The 15041-nt window shown below is 71.1% G+C and carries 13 protein-coding genes; 2 read left to right on the top strand and 11 right to left on the bottom strand.

The genetic code is table 11. The features are described 5' to 3' along the window. Positions 1–9: 9 nt before the first annotated feature. The 3 genes from HS104_30615 to HS104_30605 all read right to left on the bottom strand — a co-directional run bounded on the left by HS104_30615 (position 10) and on the right by HS104_30605 (position 2170). On the bottom strand, positions 10–327 hold the full coding sequence (locus tag HS104_30615; protein MBE7484310.1) for a helix-turn-helix transcriptional regulator: 318 nt from the start codon (positions 325–327) through the stop codon (positions 10–12). A gap of 4 nt (positions 328–331) precedes the next feature. Next, on the bottom strand, positions 332–718 hold the full coding sequence (locus tag HS104_30610) for a helix-turn-helix transcriptional regulator (GenBank protein MBE7484309.1): 387 nt from the start codon (positions 716–718) through the stop codon (positions 332–334). A gap of 69 nt (positions 719–787) precedes the next feature. Beyond that, positions 788–2170: an NTP transferase domain-containing protein gene (locus HS104_30605; protein MBE7484308.1), complete on the bottom strand. Its 1383-nt coding sequence runs from the start codon at positions 2168–2170 to the stop codon at positions 788–790. Between the two features lie 198 nt (positions 2171–2368). On the opposite strand from HS104_30605, the gene HS104_30600 reads away from it, so the two are divergent. Then, entirely contained in the window at positions 2369–3490 is a 1122-nt protein-coding gene (locus HS104_30600) for an alanine--glyoxylate aminotransferase family protein (protein MBE7484307.1), read from the top strand. A 12-nt stretch (positions 3491–3502) separates the two neighbouring features. Here HS104_30600 and HS104_30595 read toward each other — a convergent pair whose 3' ends face one another. From HS104_30595 to HS104_30570, 6 genes are all read right to left on the bottom strand, one after another. Then, positions 3503–4021 carry an RpiB/LacA/LacB family sugar-phosphate isomerase gene (locus tag HS104_30595; protein ID MBE7484306.1) on the bottom strand — a complete coding sequence of 173 codons (519 nt, stop codon included), beginning with the start codon at positions 4019–4021 and terminating at the stop codon, positions 3503–3505. Further along, positions 4018–5001: a CDP-alcohol phosphatidyltransferase family protein gene (locus HS104_30590; protein MBE7484305.1), complete on the bottom strand. Its 984-nt coding sequence runs from the start codon at positions 4999–5001 to the stop codon at positions 4018–4020. The genes HS104_30595 and HS104_30590 overlap by 4 nt, the downstream gene beginning before the upstream one ends. 66 nt (positions 5002–5067) lie before the next feature. Further along, positions 5068–5853 (bottom strand): hypothetical protein, encoded by a 786-nt coding sequence (locus tag HS104_30585; protein MBE7484304.1) that lies wholly within the window; start codon positions 5851–5853, stop codon positions 5068–5070. Between the two features lie 133 nt (positions 5854–5986). Continuing rightward, positions 5987–6751, bottom strand: coding sequence for a methyltransferase domain-containing protein (locus HS104_30580; protein ID MBE7484303.1), 765 nt, complete (start codon positions 6749–6751; stop codon positions 5987–5989). Between the two features lie 137 nt (positions 6752–6888). Further along, entirely contained in the window at positions 6889–7581 is a 693-nt protein-coding gene (locus HS104_30575) for an NAD(P)H-binding protein (protein ID MBE7484302.1), read from the bottom strand. Continuing rightward, positions 7578–8711, bottom strand: a complete 1134-nt coding sequence (locus tag HS104_30570; GenBank protein ID MBE7484301.1) for a glycosyltransferase family 4 protein — start codon at positions 8709–8711, stop codon at positions 7578–7580. The genes HS104_30575 and HS104_30570 overlap by 4 nt, the downstream gene beginning before the upstream one ends. 66 nt (positions 8712–8777) lie before the next feature. Between HS104_30570 and HS104_30565 the strand changes: the two genes are divergently transcribed. Next, entirely contained in the window at positions 8778–9605 is an 828-nt protein-coding gene (locus HS104_30565) for a hypothetical protein (GenBank protein MBE7484300.1), read from the top strand. 13 nt (positions 9606–9618) lie between these two features. Here the strand turns inward: HS104_30565 and HS104_30560 are convergent, their stop codons facing one another. Both HS104_30560 and HS104_30555 read right to left on the bottom strand, forming a co-directional pair. Next, positions 9619–10422 (bottom strand): hypothetical protein, encoded by an 804-nt coding sequence (locus HS104_30560; protein ID MBE7484299.1) that lies wholly within the window; start codon positions 10420–10422, stop codon positions 9619–9621. A 7-nt stretch (positions 10423–10429) separates the two neighbouring features. Further along, a partial coding sequence (locus HS104_30555) for an ATP-binding cassette domain-containing protein (GenBank protein MBE7484298.1) occupies positions 10430–15041 on the bottom strand: 4612 nt, incomplete at its 5' end.

The following is a 15041-nucleotide window of genomic DNA, read 5'->3' as shown; positions in this document are numbered from 1 at the left end:
TCGTCCACCTCAGCCCTCCAGACGATACCGAGCCGCGAGCTCCGCTCGCGAGCGAACGCCGAGCTTCTCGAACAGCCTCCTGACCTGGTTCGCCACGGTGCGGGTGGCCGTGCCCCGGGCAGCGGCGATCTGCGCGTTCGACCTACCGCGCAGCACGGCGATCATGACGGCACGCTCGGCGTCGGACAGCGGCGGGAGCTCGGCGCACTCGCCCACTTCGTAGCTGAGCAGAGCGAGGCGCGATCCCGGCACGTCGATGTGGAACACCACGAGCCCCGCCGGGAGCGGTGGCGGGCGGTCGCCCCGAGAGTCGTCCCCTGGTGTCATCGAGCTACTCCTCCCCGACAGACCCAGAGCCCCACTCCCGCACCAGGTCGACGCGACGCGGGTCGCCGAGCTTCTTGCGTGCACTGCGCAGGTGTCCGGCGACCGTGGACACCGAGACCCCGAGCAAGGCGGCGATCTGCCGATTCGAGCGCCCCGCGGCCACCGCCGCCACCACGCTCTTCTCACGCTGGCTGAGGCGATGCCAGGGCCTGGCTGGGACTCCGTCGTGGCGCGCGAGCACCAGCCGCCGCCCGCGCCCGTCGTCGAAGCGGTCGAGCTCGACCCAAGCCCCTCGCAGCAGCTGCCACCACGTGGCGGCCGCCTCCGCTGCGGAAACGCGGCGCACGGCGACCAACGTCCCCAAGCCCTGGCACGAGAGTGAGTCGCGCATTTTGCACCCGAAGTGCAAGGCGTGTGCCGTCTGGCCTGGACGCAACTCGGACAGCCATGACCCGCTTGGTCATTTCGGCGAGACCGTCACCACGCCGTCCACCCCCATCTCCCGGACCACCTCTCGCCGCTCGTCGGGAACGTCGAACGCGACGACCTCGAGCCCGAGCGCGTGCGCGGCGGCGATCGTGCTCGGCGAGAGGTACCAGCCGTCGAGCAGCAGCACGCGGAAGCCGTAGAGCGCGCGCAGAGCCTCTATGGCAGCGGCCGACGGGCGGTGTTTCATCAAACACCCGGTCGAGAGCCCGCTCGCCGTCGCTTCGCGGAGCTCGTCGCCGTCGAAGGAGATCAGCGTCAGACGATGGGCATGTGGCCTGAGCAGCTCCCGCACGCGAGCGACAGTGCCGGGCACCTTCGACTCGACGAACGCGTGCAGGTCGAAGCGCTCGAGATCGGCGAGGAGCTCCTCCAGCCGAGGAACGTCGGCTCCGCATCTCTCGCGGACCTCTGCCACCGAATGGGCCAGGTGACCTTCCGGAGTGCGAGCGGGCAGGAGCGGGCCCGGGTGCACCATCAACGCGCCGTCGTAGCCTCCGTTCGAAAAGCACAGCATCAGGTCGGCCTCGACACGGCTCACGCCCATGCGAGCCGCCTGCTCGAGAAGTCGGCGATCGTTGCCCCAGGCCTGGCCGACCCAGAAGGGCTCGCGCCGCGGCCGCGGCAGAGCCTCGGCCCGCGCCCGGAGCTCGCGGTCCACCCGCGCGAGGTCTTCGGGCGTGTCGATCTCCGAGACGTAGGCGCCGCCGATGGGCACGGCGTACAGCTCGAGGCCGGCGTCGATCGCCTCCTGGAACGCAGCTTCGTACCACTCGTCGACGAGCCCGCGATCGACGATGCGAGCGCGCAGGTGTTGGTACAGCTCGCGCGTGCTCCTGAAGCGAAACATGCCGACCGACTCGCCGGCGGCGCGAGCGACGTCGAGGTCCTTGGACAAGACGCGCACGCGCAGCGAGGCGTCGAGCTCGGCCTTCATCTCTTCGTCGCCCAGATCGTGGGCGGGCCGCAGCGCCAGGCAGTTGGCGTGAGGGGCACGCAAAAGCGCGTGGATGGCCGCACGGTCGAACACCAGATCGCCGTCGAGCAGCAGGAGCTCCGAGCCTTGGACGAAGCCCTCCGCGAGCAGCAAGGAGACGCAGTTGTTGGTGCTGGCGTAGGCCGCGTTCGAGATGAACGTCACGTCGCGTCCTGGGAACCACTGCCGCACGGCTTCGCGGAGCTGACGCTCGCGGTACCCCGACACGATGGCCACGTCGTGCACGCCGGCGGCGTCCAGCGTCTCGAGCGCGGCTCTCAGGATGGGGACCCCTGCTACGGGCAAGAGACACTTGGGCAGCGCGTCGGTGTGCGGACGCAGGCGCGAAGAGACTCCCGCAGCGAGGATGACGGCCTTCATGACCAGCCGAGCGTCGCAAGCTCGATGCCAAGCGGGAGCGGCCCGGCGGCGCACGGAAGTCACGCTCCCCGCGCGTCTGGTCATCTGCGCGTGGGCGCCCGGCGCACACCTGTTGCAGTCGTGCACACCGCTCGTGGCTCGGCGGCACGGTTTTTCGCGGGGAGACGCGCCGGAACGAAAGCTGCTTGGGCAGGAGGCATGCGCTCTCGTCTCGTGCTCTTCACGCCTGGCCCGGTTCAGATCCCGCAGATGGTCGCCGAATACCTGGCGGACCCGCCCTGCAACTACCACCGACAGGAGGGGTTCCGGACGATGTTCCGCACCACGCAGGCCGACCTGAAGTCGTTGCTCGGCATCCGGGAGCCGCGCGCTTGGTCCGCCGCCGTCCTGACCACGACGGGCACCGGCGCCAACGAAGCCTGCCTGCTCGCGCTCAGCGGTAGCGGCCGCGGGTTGATCGTCGAAAACGGCTTCTTCGCTGCGCGCCTGGTGGCTCAGGCCTCGGCGTGCGGGGTGGAGCACGTCCGCCTCGCCTTGCCCGACGACCGCCCCATCGACCCCGCCGCCGTGGACGCCGCGCTGGCGGCGGATCCGGGCCTCCGTTGGGTCTACTTCGTGAGCCACGAGACGCGGATGGGTCTCGCGAATCCGACCACCCAGATCGGGCGCGCCGCCGCTCGCCACCGCGTGCTGGTCGCGGCGGACGTGGTCTCGCACGCCTTCGCCTACCCCTTGGACCTTGAAGCCGCCCACATCGACCTGGCGGTTACCTCGTCGGCCAAGGCGTTGATGGGTGTGCCCGGGCTCGGCATCGTCTTCACGCGCTTGGCAGCTGTGTCGCGGCTCGGGTCCAGCCCACGCTCGTATTACCTCGATCTCCGCGCCGAGCTCGAGGCTCAGCGACGCGGGCACCAGCCGCGCTTCGCGCAGCCGGTGGCCCTGCACGCAGCGCTGCACGCAGCCTGCAAGCACCTGCGTTGCATCGGCATCGAGGCTCACATGCGGCGCATTCGCTCGCAAATGGACGAGCTCGTGCTGCACCTCGAGTCGCTGGGCGTTCCCGCCCAGCTCGACCCGGCGCACCGCTCCTGGGTGGCGGTGAACTTCCGCCTGCCGGCCGGGCTCGCCTACCCGGCGTTCGCGGCGCAAATGGAAGCGGAGGGCTACTACCTGCTCTACGGCATCCCGGGTGACCACGGGCATTTCCAGCTCAGCACCCTCGGCGATCTCGAGCCGCAGCAGGTGGCCGGGCTGAAAGAGGCGCTGACCCGCGTGCTCTGCGGCGCCCAGACGCACCGAGCCGTCGCGGCCGGAGCGTAGCTCGAGAGCGCTTCAACCGACGCGCCGGCGCGACGGTGGCTCGCCGACTCCCACCAGGCGCAACGGGCTCACCCGCTCCATCTCCAGCGTGGTGATCAGCTCGAGTTGCTCCAGGCGTCGGCCTTCGTAGGGCACCGCGAAGAAAGCGCTCAGGATCTGCTGGTTCAGCTCCAGCCCGGAGCGGGCCGCGAGGCACAACACGTTGCAGTTGTTGACCGTCCGGGACAGCTCGGCGTCCTCGGCGCTCGAGCAGCGTGCGGCGTAGATCCCCCTGAACTTGTTGGCCGCGATGGATACGCCGATACCGGTGGCGCAGATCAGCACGCCCGCGTGCCTGGGCGCCCCCGCGACGTTCCGGCACACCCACTCGCTGGCAGCCAGGTAATGCGGCGCAGCGTCGATCGCGTCGATGGACAGCACCGGACCGAAGCGCCCGAGCGCTGCGACGTAGGCGTCCACCTGGCCCAAGAGGTGACGATCCCAGCCGAAGAAGATGCGCTTTCCCTGGTGACTGCCTTGCTGACGGATCATGGCCGCTCCCCTTCGCAGCCCACGGGCACGACGGCTGCGACGCTCGCGAACGTGGTCCCCTCTTCGAACGTGATGCGCGACGCCCTGCGCTGCGCCGCCCGCAAGGGGCCGTAGAAGATGGCGTTCAGCACCAGCAGACGGAACACGACGTAGGCCTCGAGCAGGTCGAGGGCGCTGGCAGCCGCCACGCCCAGGAGCATGGTCCCGAAGCCGAAAAACAGCGTCCACACGCGCATCACGGCGGCGTGCTCCTGGCGGTAGCGGGCGGCCCGCTCCGCGTCGCAAGGGGGCAAGTTGCGAGAACGGGTCCACGGGTCGTAGCGCCGCGCGGAGTCCACCTGTCCCTTCAGGTAGGAGACGTAGGTCGCCCAGGCGAAGCTCTGGATGGGTCCGACTCGGCCCGCCCGCGAGCGCCGCAAGAGCGCGCTCTCCCAGTCGTCCGGCTCCGCGGCGCCCGGCAGCGTCATGCGCAGCCACAGGTTCTTGTAGTGGTCGAACATCGAGCACTGAAACGAGGTCGTGAGCGCGGTCAGGAAACAGGCGAGCACGACCAGGCCGGCGCGCCAGGGCGACGTTCCATGTTCGGCGACGAGCATCCAGGCGGCGCCGGTCAGGATGCAGACTCCGCTGACCATGTCCGCGGTTCCGTCCAGCATGCGTCCGGAGAGGGATGCGCTCTTGCGCATGCGGGCGAGCTGCCCGTCGGTGCTGTCGAGGACTGCCGTGAGAAGGACGAACGCCGCCGCGAGCTGCGGCCGCTGCCCGACGAAGCACGCGAGCGCGCCGAAGGCGCTCAGCACGGACAGACCAGTCACGGCGTTGGGGCTGACCGGCGTTCGCTCGAGCAGACGCGCCAGGAGATAGCCGAGCGGCCGCTGGATCACGTCGCTGGCCTCTTCGACCTCGCGCGGTCCCTTCGACAGCGCATACGCGCCGAGGAAGCTCGTGGCGTCGTCACGACTGCGAAGCGCGGTACTCACGCTTCATGGCTCAGCAAGCCTCGTGCCACGAACACTCCGGCCCGCCGCCGTAGTCAATTCGACGTCTCACTCCGGGAACAGGCGCACGCCGGGCGGCGGTGGTGGTGGTGGCGGCAACGGCAAGGCCGCGTCCGACGGCGCCGTCCGCTTCGGCTGCGGCTGCGGCTTCGGCTGCGGTTGCGGCTTCGGCTGCGCCTGCGCCTGGGGCTCCGGCTTCTCTCGCGGCTCCGGCGTCTTCGCCTCGAGCGCCGGCGGTTTCGCGCGCTGTTGCTTGCCCCGACGCGCTCGCACCGTTTCCCCGTCCACCGCCACCCGCACCCGCCCGCGCTCGACGTCGGCGATCGAGAGCTTGCCTCGCTCGTCACTGATGCCTTGGTGGAGCGCGTCGTCGACCGTGACCTGCACCACCACGCCGGCAGCCGGCGCCCGCTGGCAGACCACGCGTTTCCCCGGCGCAGCGCTCTCTTGCACTGGAAGCTCGGTGGTGGTCGTGCCCGAGCGGAGCAAGCCCACGCCGATGAATGCCCCGCCGACGGCGAAGAGAGCGACGTTCATCGCGATGACCCCGACCCCCATCACCACGGACGACGCGACCGCGGTGCCAGCGCTGAGCTTCGACTCCTCGACCTTCACCCGCCGGACCTTGGTGATCTCCTGCCGGCGGCACCAACGAACGCGCGACAGCTCGAGCTCGAGCGATCCGCCTCTGCGCGACACGACCGCTTCGAGCTCGGGCGGGCCCGGCAGCGGATCTTCTCGAACGAAGCTGGACGGAGCACCGAGATCGCGCTCGCTGGTGGTCGTCCTGACGCAACCGCAGGTTCCCAGCAGCGCCAGAGCACCGAGCGACATCTCGAGCCCGTACCGCATGACCGTCCCCACGCACTGCAACCGACGTGCCGTGCAAATTCGCCAGTTTCGGCCGCCGAAGCGTGTCCCGCCGGCCCGCTGTAGTGGATTAACCACTATCGGTGTGGCACGGGCCTCACTCGCCGCCGGGCGATCGGCAGAGCAGCCAGTTGTAGTACTCGGTGTGGTTCTTGGCGGCTCGGCCGAGCCGCGCCACGGCGTCGAGCGAGCGCGTGGCGAGTCTCCGTGCACCCGAGTGCGAGATCCCCGCCCCGACGAAGTCGGCGACCACGCCGCTGCTATAGGCGCAGTCGAGCACGGAGAAGCCGTTGCAGCGGAACAAGGTCTCGTACTCTTCCTTGCAGCGGTAGACGCCGAAGGCCGTGGTCTGGCGGCGCCGAAGCGGTGCCATGACCGTCGACCGGACGTAGACGAAGCCGCCGTTCTGCATCCCACCCGCTACCTTCGCGAGCAGGCGATTCACCCGGACGTCGGGGACGTACATCAGGCACGCACCCAAACCGACGAAGTCGATGTCCGAGGCGACGGGAAACGCCTCCAGCGCAGCCGCCTCGAAGCTCGCTCGCGCATCGACCCCGAGCGCCGCCGCGCGACGCCGAGCCACGCCCAGGAAGTTCTCGTTGATGTCCACCCCGGTCACGCGCCGAGCGAAGCCGAGGTAGCCGAGCGTCCAGTCTCCCACGCCGCAGCCCAGATCCAGCGCGTGAGCGAGCTCGCGACCGCCGAGGTGCGCCGTGATCCGACTCAACATCGCGGTGCGAAAGAGCCCCTGCACGGTCTCGGCGAGCCAGGTGGGCACGCGCGCGAGCACGACGTCGTTGTCCGTCCGATGGTGCTGCACGCGCCAGAAAGTCTGATAGCGCGAAGGCTCGTCGATCATGCCGAGCCATCAGCAACCGTCGTGCCACCCCCCGGGCACTCGAGAACCCCGCGCCGCGCCCGAACCGGCCTCGCGGGCATAATCAATCCGACGCGGCTCTCCGCAACCACACGTCGCGCGCGCTCGGAAAGTTTTGACTATCTCAGCGCGTCGCCCTGCGCGGAGCGGTTCTCGAAGGCGGGGTCGTAGCCGACTCGCGCGAGCGCAGCCGCGAGCGTCGTGGCGGTGGTGGAGCGGTAGCGAGCGGCGAGGTCCTTCCCGCCCAGAGCGCCCGCGAGCGCCAGCGCCGCGTCCAAGGTGCCGGCCATGACGCGCTCTCCGAGGCGCCCGTCGTCGCGGTCGGGCCCGGTGATGAACGCCGGGCGCACGAAGCTGTAGGGCAGGCCGCTCTCGCCGATCTCCCGCTCGAGGCGCGCGCGCACCGCGAGGTAGCGGTTCTTGCTGGTCGGCGTGGCGCCCAACGCCGACAGGTAGACGAAGCGCGGGCGCAGCCCGCTCGCCACCGCCGCGCGCAGGAGCAAGGCGGTGAGCCCGTAGTCCACGTGCTCGTAGTCGTCGTGTCCGCCCGAGGCGCGGGCGCGCGCGCGCGTGGTGCCGAGCAAGGCGTAGACCACGGAGGGCGCGTGCCGGACCAAGGCGTCGCGGAGCGGCGCTGCTTCCCATGGGGTCGCGTCCACGACCGCGCCCAGCGCCTCGAAGCGAGCCCGCCACTCGTCGAGGCGGGGCGAGTCGGGGCGAACGTGGGCGACGACCGTCCGCCCGCCCTCGCGGAGCACGCGAACCAGCTCCCGTCCGGTGTAGCCGGTCGCGCCGGCGATGAATGCGGTCATCTTGCCTCCACTGCCTCCCGATACACTTCGAGCGTCTTACGCGCGGCGAGCTCCCAGGAGAAGCTCTGCGCACGACGCTTGCCAGCCTCGCAGAGCCGCCCGCGGAGCTCCACGTCCGCGTCCAGCGCGCGGATCTTCGCGACCAGGTCGGCGTGGTCCCACGGATCGGCGTGCAGCGCGGCGTCACCCGTCACTTCCAGGAGCGCGTCCGTCGTGGAGGCCAGGACGGGTAGGCCGAAGCCCATGGCCTCGAGCGCGGGCAGCCCGAAGCCCTCGTAGAGCGACGCGAACAGGAGCATGTGTGCGTGCGCGTACAGCGCAAAGAGGATCTCGTCGGTCACGTGGGGCAAAGGCACGACCAGCGCGCGAACGTCGGGGCGGGCGAGCAGGCGGTCCATCTCCGGATCCACGCGGGCGAAGCGCCGCACCAACACCAGCCTGTGATCGCTGCGGGAGCCCATGGCCTCGACGAAGGCGCGGACCATCCGCACGTGGTTCTTGTAGGGCGAGCCTTGCCCCACGATCAGCGAGTAGCGCACCCCGCGCGGCAGCCACGGCTCGAGCAGCGAGCGCGGGCCTGCGAGGCGCGCGTCGTGGCGCGACGCATCGAAGCCGTGGCGCACGACACGGACCTTCTCGGCCTCGCTCGGGTAGATCCGCGCGATGGCGCGCGCGGTGGTCTCCGAGATCGCGATGACCCGGCGCGCGCCGCGGATGGCGCGCCCGAACGTGGCGCGGTACCAGAGCCCGTAGCCGAGGCGCACCGGGGCGAACGCTGACGCCAGCTCCGGCGCCTCGACCCACATCAGATCGTGGGTCGTCACCACCCAGGGGCAGCCGAGGCCGAGGGGCACGATGTCACCCGGCGAGTGAAACAGGTCCCAGTCGCCGAAGCGGTGGGCGAAGCCCAGACCGAATACCGTCGCCGCGCTCTTCGTCTCACCCGGGAAGGTGAGCTCCTCGACGCGTTCGTCCCGCAGCAAGGGCTGCTCGGCATCCGGGTGGCGGAGCAGCAGGAAGCGGAAGCCTTCGGCCAGCGGCAGCATGTGCCGGAGCAGCGCCTCCAGGCCGTTGCCGACGCCGCTCTTCTTGCCGGAAATGCTCCGAGCATCGACGACGACGCGCAGCACGACGCTGGCGAGGTTTGCACGTCCGGTCGGAATTCGGTACCAAGAAGGGCGCGGAGCCTGCCCCAGATGAGCGACGAACCCACGGCGCCCAAACGAACACAGGAGATGTCCGACCCGACGACGGCGCCGGACACGGAGAAGAACGCCGCCGACGCTCCGCCGGAGACGGCGCCCGACGCTCCGCGCGCCGACGCTCCGATCGCGCCGGAGACGGCGCCCGAGGCGACAGAGGCTGCTCCGCCGAAGAAGGTCGCGGCGACCGTCGTGGACGAGCCCGTGCCCGGCCCGCCGGCAAACGCCGCGCCCTGGGAGAAGGCTGGCAAGACGCAACCGGGTGAGCCGCCGATCTTCGACGCGCCCGCCGCACCGGGCGCCTTCCCGCAGGTCGCGCCGACTCCGTTCGCGCCGGCGGTCTCGCCTGCGCCCCCGCCGGTTCGCGTCGCAGCGCCCTATTACGCGCCGCCGCCAGCGCGCGGCGGCGGCTCGAGCACCGGGCTCCTCGTCGGCGGACTGCTCGGCCTGCTCGCGGTGATCGGCGGCGTGATCGCCCTGGTCGTCGTCATGCGTGGCAAGGACGACGAACCCACGCAGACGCTGTCGGTGCCCACGGGTGGCGGCCCGGTGGTGATTCAGCCGCAAGGCACGCCGCCTCCGGAGCCGGCCGCGGCCCCGGCTCCGCCGCCCGCGGAGCCGCCTCCGCCGGTGAGCACGACCAAGCCCGCGAGCACCGCCAAGCCGAAGCCCACGACGAGCCCGAGCACCTTGCCGCCGCCGCCGACCGCGCCGACCACTCCACCGCCTCCGACGCAGCCCACTCAGCCGGAGCTGCCGCCGCCACCGCCGCCTGCAAAGACCGGCGGCGGCCGGCTGAAGCTCCCGGGCGGCGCGAAGTAGTAGGGAGAGCAGCTCACTCGAACGTGCCGCGCACGCCGATGCCCAGCCAGCTGTGGGTCTGTGGATCTTCGATGCTCCCGGATTCCTCCTTGCTGAACCCGGGCAGATCGCTCTCGACGCTGCTGCTGTACTTCGTGTACTTGCCGAGGGACCAGCTGACGAAGACGCCGTAGATCTCGCTGCGCGACCTGACGTCCAGGCCCGCCTGAAGGTTCACGTATTCGAAGCCGTGCGCGGACGTGTTCGCCGAGATCGTGTCGGTCGAGGCGTTGAAGGTGATCCACTCGTAGCCGGCACCGACGCCGAAGAACGGCGTCAGGTTGGAGAACGGCGCGACCCTCCACAAGACCAGCGGGCCCCCGCGCAGCTGCCAGGCCATGCAGCTGGCGTCGTCGCCGCAGTCCGGCAGCATGTAGCCGCCGCTCAGCGCGACGCCGGTGAAGAGCTGCGGGAGGAACCAGTAGCCCACCTCCCCGCCCAGGAAGATCAGGCCATCCGCCACCTGCGAGAGCTTGGCGTTCCCGGAGTAGTCGCCCATGGGGAAGGCGAAGCCCAGCCGGAACCCCCAGCCGACGCCCGGCTTCCAGCGTTCTTCGCGGAGCACTCGCGGATCCGGCGCCGCGCCGCCGAACGGTGTGTCGCTCTCGAACTCCGTGGTCTCGGTCTGCCCCTCTTTGATCTCCCGCTGCTTGGAGCGCGGACGGTTGTCGATGACGATGTCGTCTTCCTTCTTCTCGTCCTTCCCAGCCTGAGCCGCCAGTGGCGGTGCGACCGTCATGCAGGTGAGCAAGCAGAGCAGCGATCCCCGATGGCGCATGCGCCGATCATAGCGGGTTCGCGGTGCGCTCCGCAGCACTGTCGTTCTGCTTACCCGGCGCCGCAGGAGCCCCGAAGACCTCCCGCAGCACGGATCCGGTGGGAGTCTTCCTGCCGGCAATCTTCGCGGGGGGGCCCTCGGCGACGACCCGCCCACCACGCTCGCCCCCGTCCGGGCCGAGCTCGACCACCCAGTCCGCCCCGGCGATGACCAGCGGGTGGTGCTCGATGACCACCAGCGTGTCCCCCCGCTCGACCAGGCGGCTGAGCACCGCGACGAGCTTCGAGACGTCGGCCAGGTGCAGGCCGGTAGTGGGCTCGTCGAGCACGTAGAGGGTGGGCAGGTGGCGGACGCTGGCGGTGAGCTCGGCCGAGAGCTTCAAGCGTTGCGCCTCGCCACCGGACAGCGTGTGCGAGCCTTGTCCCAGGTGAACGTAGCCGGCGCCCAGATCCGTGAGCGTGCGGAGCGGCTGGGCGATGCTCGGATGGTGCTCGAACACCAGCGCGGCCTCTTCGGCGGTGAGGTCGAGCACGTCGCCGATGCTGAGCCCCTGGTAGGTCACGTCGAGGGTGCGCGGCTCGAAGCGCTTGCCGCCACAGGCGGGGCACGGGGTGACCACGTCGGGCAAGAAGCTCATCTCGTGGCTGATCACGCCCTGCCCTTCGCAGGTCGGGCAGCGCCCGCCGTTGGGCGTGTTGAACGAGAAGCGCGAGGCCGAGAAACCGGCGACCTGCGCGTCGGGTGTGCGGGCGTAGATGCGCCGGAGCTCGTCCCAGATGCCGAGGAACGTCGCGGGGACCGAGCGGGGCGTGCGCCCGATTGGCGACTGATCGACCGCCACGGCCCGCGCCAACGATCCGAGCCCGGTGAGCTTCGAGTGCGCACCCGCCGGCTCACTGCTCAGGCCGAGCGCGCTCCGCAGCGCGGGGAGCAGCACCTTGCGCACGAGCGTGCTCTTGCCGGAGCCGCTGACGCCCGCCACCACGCACAGCCGCCCGTGCGGCACGCGGAGGTCGACGTCCTTCAGGTTGTTCTCGCACGCGCCCAGGAGCTCGAGGTAGGGCACTGCGCGGCCCACTCCGAGGCCCTGGCGAACCTCCGCGGGGGCCCGGAGGACGCGAGCGGTGGGAGAGTCCCGGTTCTCGAGCACCTCCCGCGGAGGTCCTGCGGCCATGACCCTGCCGCCACGAGCGCCGCCGCCGGGGCCGAGATCGACCAGGTAGTCCGCGGCGCGGATCGTGTCCGCATCGTGCTCGACCACGACCACCGTGGAGCCGATGCTCACCAGGTTCTTCAGGTTGTCGAGCAGGCGCCGCGTGTCGCGAGGGTGCAGGCCGATGGTCGGCTCGTCGAGCACGTAGAGCGCCCCCGTCAGCCCGGCGCCGAGCTGCGCCGCCAGGCGCAGGCGCTGCATCTCGCCGCCGGACAACGTGGCTGCCGAGCGATCCAGCGAGAGGTAGTCGAGGCCGACCTCGACCAAGAACTCGAGCCGACGGACCAGCTCGGTCATCACCGGCGTCGCGATCTTCCGGGCGTCGCCCGAGAAGCGCCAGCCCTTCACCAGGCCCAGCGCCTGGGCGACCGAGCGCCGAACCACCTCGTGATAGCGCTGGTCGTTCACGCGCACCGCCCGCGGCATGGGCGACAGGCGGGAACCGCCGCAGTCCTGGCAAACCTCGAAGCTGGGCGGCGGCGGCGGCCTCTTGCCCCGGCGCCGCGGCGCCGGTCGTTCGATCGAGCCGGACCCCTCGCACGTCGCGCAGCGCCCCTGCGCGGTGTTGAACGAGAACCAGCGCGGATCGAGCTCCGGCACCGCGAGCCCACAGCGCGGGCAGGCGCTCTTGGTCGAGAGCAGTCGCTCGCTGCCGTCAGCGTGTCGGAGCTTCACGGCACCCCCACCCCAGCCGAGCGTGCGCTCGAACAGCTCGCGCGAGAGCGCGCGGGGCTTGTCCACGCTTCCCATGATCAGGTCGATGGTGTGCTCGCGAGTCTTCTTCAGCCGCGGGGGCTCCTCGGTGGAGACGAGCTCCCCGTCACAGTGGGCCCGCTCGATGCCGGCGCGCGCCGCGGCGGTGAACACGTCCAGGTACAGGCCCTTGCGGGCGCGCACCACCGGCGCACAGAGCTCGAAGCCGGCCTTCTCGGCCCGCACGAGGGCGTACACCGCGTCCGCGCTGGTGCCGGCGATGGGCTCGTCGTGCTCCGGGCAGTGCGGGACGCCGAGCTTGGCGAAGAGCAAACGCAGGTAGTGGGCGACCTCCGTCACCGTGGCGACGGTGGAGAGCGCGCCGGCGCGTTGGGTGCGTTGCTCGAGGGCGATGGACGGCGGCACGCCCGTCACCCGGTCCACGTCGGGCCTGGGCATGGTGGGCAGGAACTGCCGCGCGTAAGGCGTGAGCGTCTCCAGGAAGCGACGCTGGCCCTCGGCGAAGATCACGTCGAACGCCAGCGTGCTCTTGCCGGAGCCGCTGGGGCCGGTCACCACGCTGAGCGCGCCGTGGGGAATGCTCACGCTCACGTCGCGGAGGTTGTGCTCGCGCGCACGCTCGACCGAGAGCGCGCGCTCCGCGGCCGGCTGGAGAGCGCGGCGCGAGGGAGAGAGCGGTCGGCCGTGGGCCGCGAGCGCCAGCGCCGTGCGCGTGCCCAGCCTTCGGAGCTCGGCCGGCGTGCCCGTGGCAACGATCTCCCCGCCATCGGCGCCGGCGCCGGGCCCCAGATCGACGACGAAGTCCGCGGCACCGATCACGTCCAGGTCGTGCTCCACCACGAAGACGCTGCCGCCGCCCTCGAGGATCACGTCCAGCGCGCCGAGCACCGCACGCACCTCGTCGGCGTGCAGCCCTGCGCTCGGCTCGTCCAAGATCAAGAGCGCGCCGCGGTGATCGTCGGCGAGCACGCGCGCCAGCTTGAGCCGCTGGGCCTCGCCCCCCGACAGCGTCGAGAGCGGTTGCCCGAGCCGCAGGTAGCCCAGGCCCAGGCGCGCGACGGGTCCGAGCGCGCGCTTGATGGCCACGTCGGGGAAGTGCTCGAGCGCCTCGCTCACCGTCAGCTCCAGCACCTCCGCGATGCTCTTGCCGCGCTGGCGCACCGCCAGCACCTCCTCCTTGAAGCGCCGGCCTCGGCACACGGGGCACACCAGGCGCACGTCCGCCAAGAACTGCATCTCGACGGTCTCGAAGCCCTCCCCGGCACAAGCGTCGCAGCGACCGCCCTGGACGTTGAACGAAAAGTGGGCCGCCGAGAGCTGCCGCGCGCGCGCCTCGGGCTCCTTGGCGAACAGAGCTCGCACCACGTCCCAGGCCTTGGTGTAGGTCGCCGCGTTGCCGCGCGAGGTGCGACCGAGCGGCGCTTGATCGACCAGCGCCACGCTCTTCAAGAGCTCGACTCCCTCGATGCCGGTGTGGGCGCCCGGGGCCTCGACGTCGAGCGCGCCGAAGTGGCGCGCCAGCGTCCGGTAAACCACGTCCACCGCCAGCGTGCTCTTGCCGGAGCCGCTGACTCCGGTGATCGCGACCAACACGCCGAGCGGCAGCTCGACCTCGACGTCCTTCAGGTTGTTCGCGCTCGCGCCAGACACCTTCAGCGCTCCGCGCGGCGCGCGCGCGGGCCGCGCGGGGCGGGGCTCGGGCAGCACGGCTCGGCGCGTGGCACCCCCGAGCTCCACCACGCGCTCGGGCGGGCCGTCGGCGACGATGCGTCCTCCGTCGCTACCGGCACCGGGGCCCAGCTCGACCACGCGATCGGCCGCGCGGATCAGCGCCGGATCGTGCTCGACCACCAGCACCGTGTTGTGCCGCAGCGCCAGCTCGCTGAAGATGCTGGTCAGGCTCTCGACGTCGCTCGGGTGCAGGCCCACGGTGGGCTCGTCGAGCACGAACAACGCGTTGTGGAGCGATGTGCCGAGCGCTGCGGTCAGCGTGACGCGCTGGGCTTCGCCGCCGGACAGGGTGCGCGCCTGGCGATCGAGGGTCAGGTAGCCGAGCCCCACGCGCTCCAGGTACGCCAGCCGGCTCTCGAGCTCGCGCCGCGCGAGCTCGCCTTGCCCGGTGTGCGTCTCGAGCTCCGCCAGGATCTGTCGCGCCTTCCGGATCTCCATGGCGTGGAGCTCCGCGATGTCGCGCCCACCCACCTGGTAGGCGAGCGCCGTGTCGCTCAGGCGCCGCCCGTTGCAGCGAAGGCACACGTCGTAGGAGCGGTAGCGCGAGAGCAGCACGCGCACGTGCATCTTGTAGGTGCGCGTCTCGAGCCAGCGGAACCAGCCGAGCACGCCGGGAAAGTACCCGTCGTCCCAGCTACCATCGCCCCCGATGACGAGCTGGCGTTGCTCGGCGGCGAGCTCACCCCAGGGCACGTCCAGGGGAATGCCGTGGCGCCGGCACAGCTTCGCGAGCTCGGAGCGTTCCCAGGTGGTGGACTTGCCGGCCCAGGGGCGGACCGCGCGCTGCTTCAGCGTGCGGCGCGGATCGGGGATCACCTTACCCAGATCGATGCCGATGGTGCGGCCGAAGCCGCGGCACTCCGCGCAGGCGCCGATGGGGGATTCGTAAGAGAACAGCCCGGGCCGCGGCGGCTCGAGCGGTCGCGCGCACTCGGGACAGCTGAGCCCACGACGCAGCGTG

This window comes from Polyangiaceae bacterium, assembly GCA_015075635.1.
GTDB lineage: Bacteria > Myxococcota_A > Polyangia > Polyangiales > Polyangiaceae > JADJKB01.
Note: the sequence above shows the minus strand (reverse complement) of the source record. Positions and strands in the feature narration are given on the sequence as shown.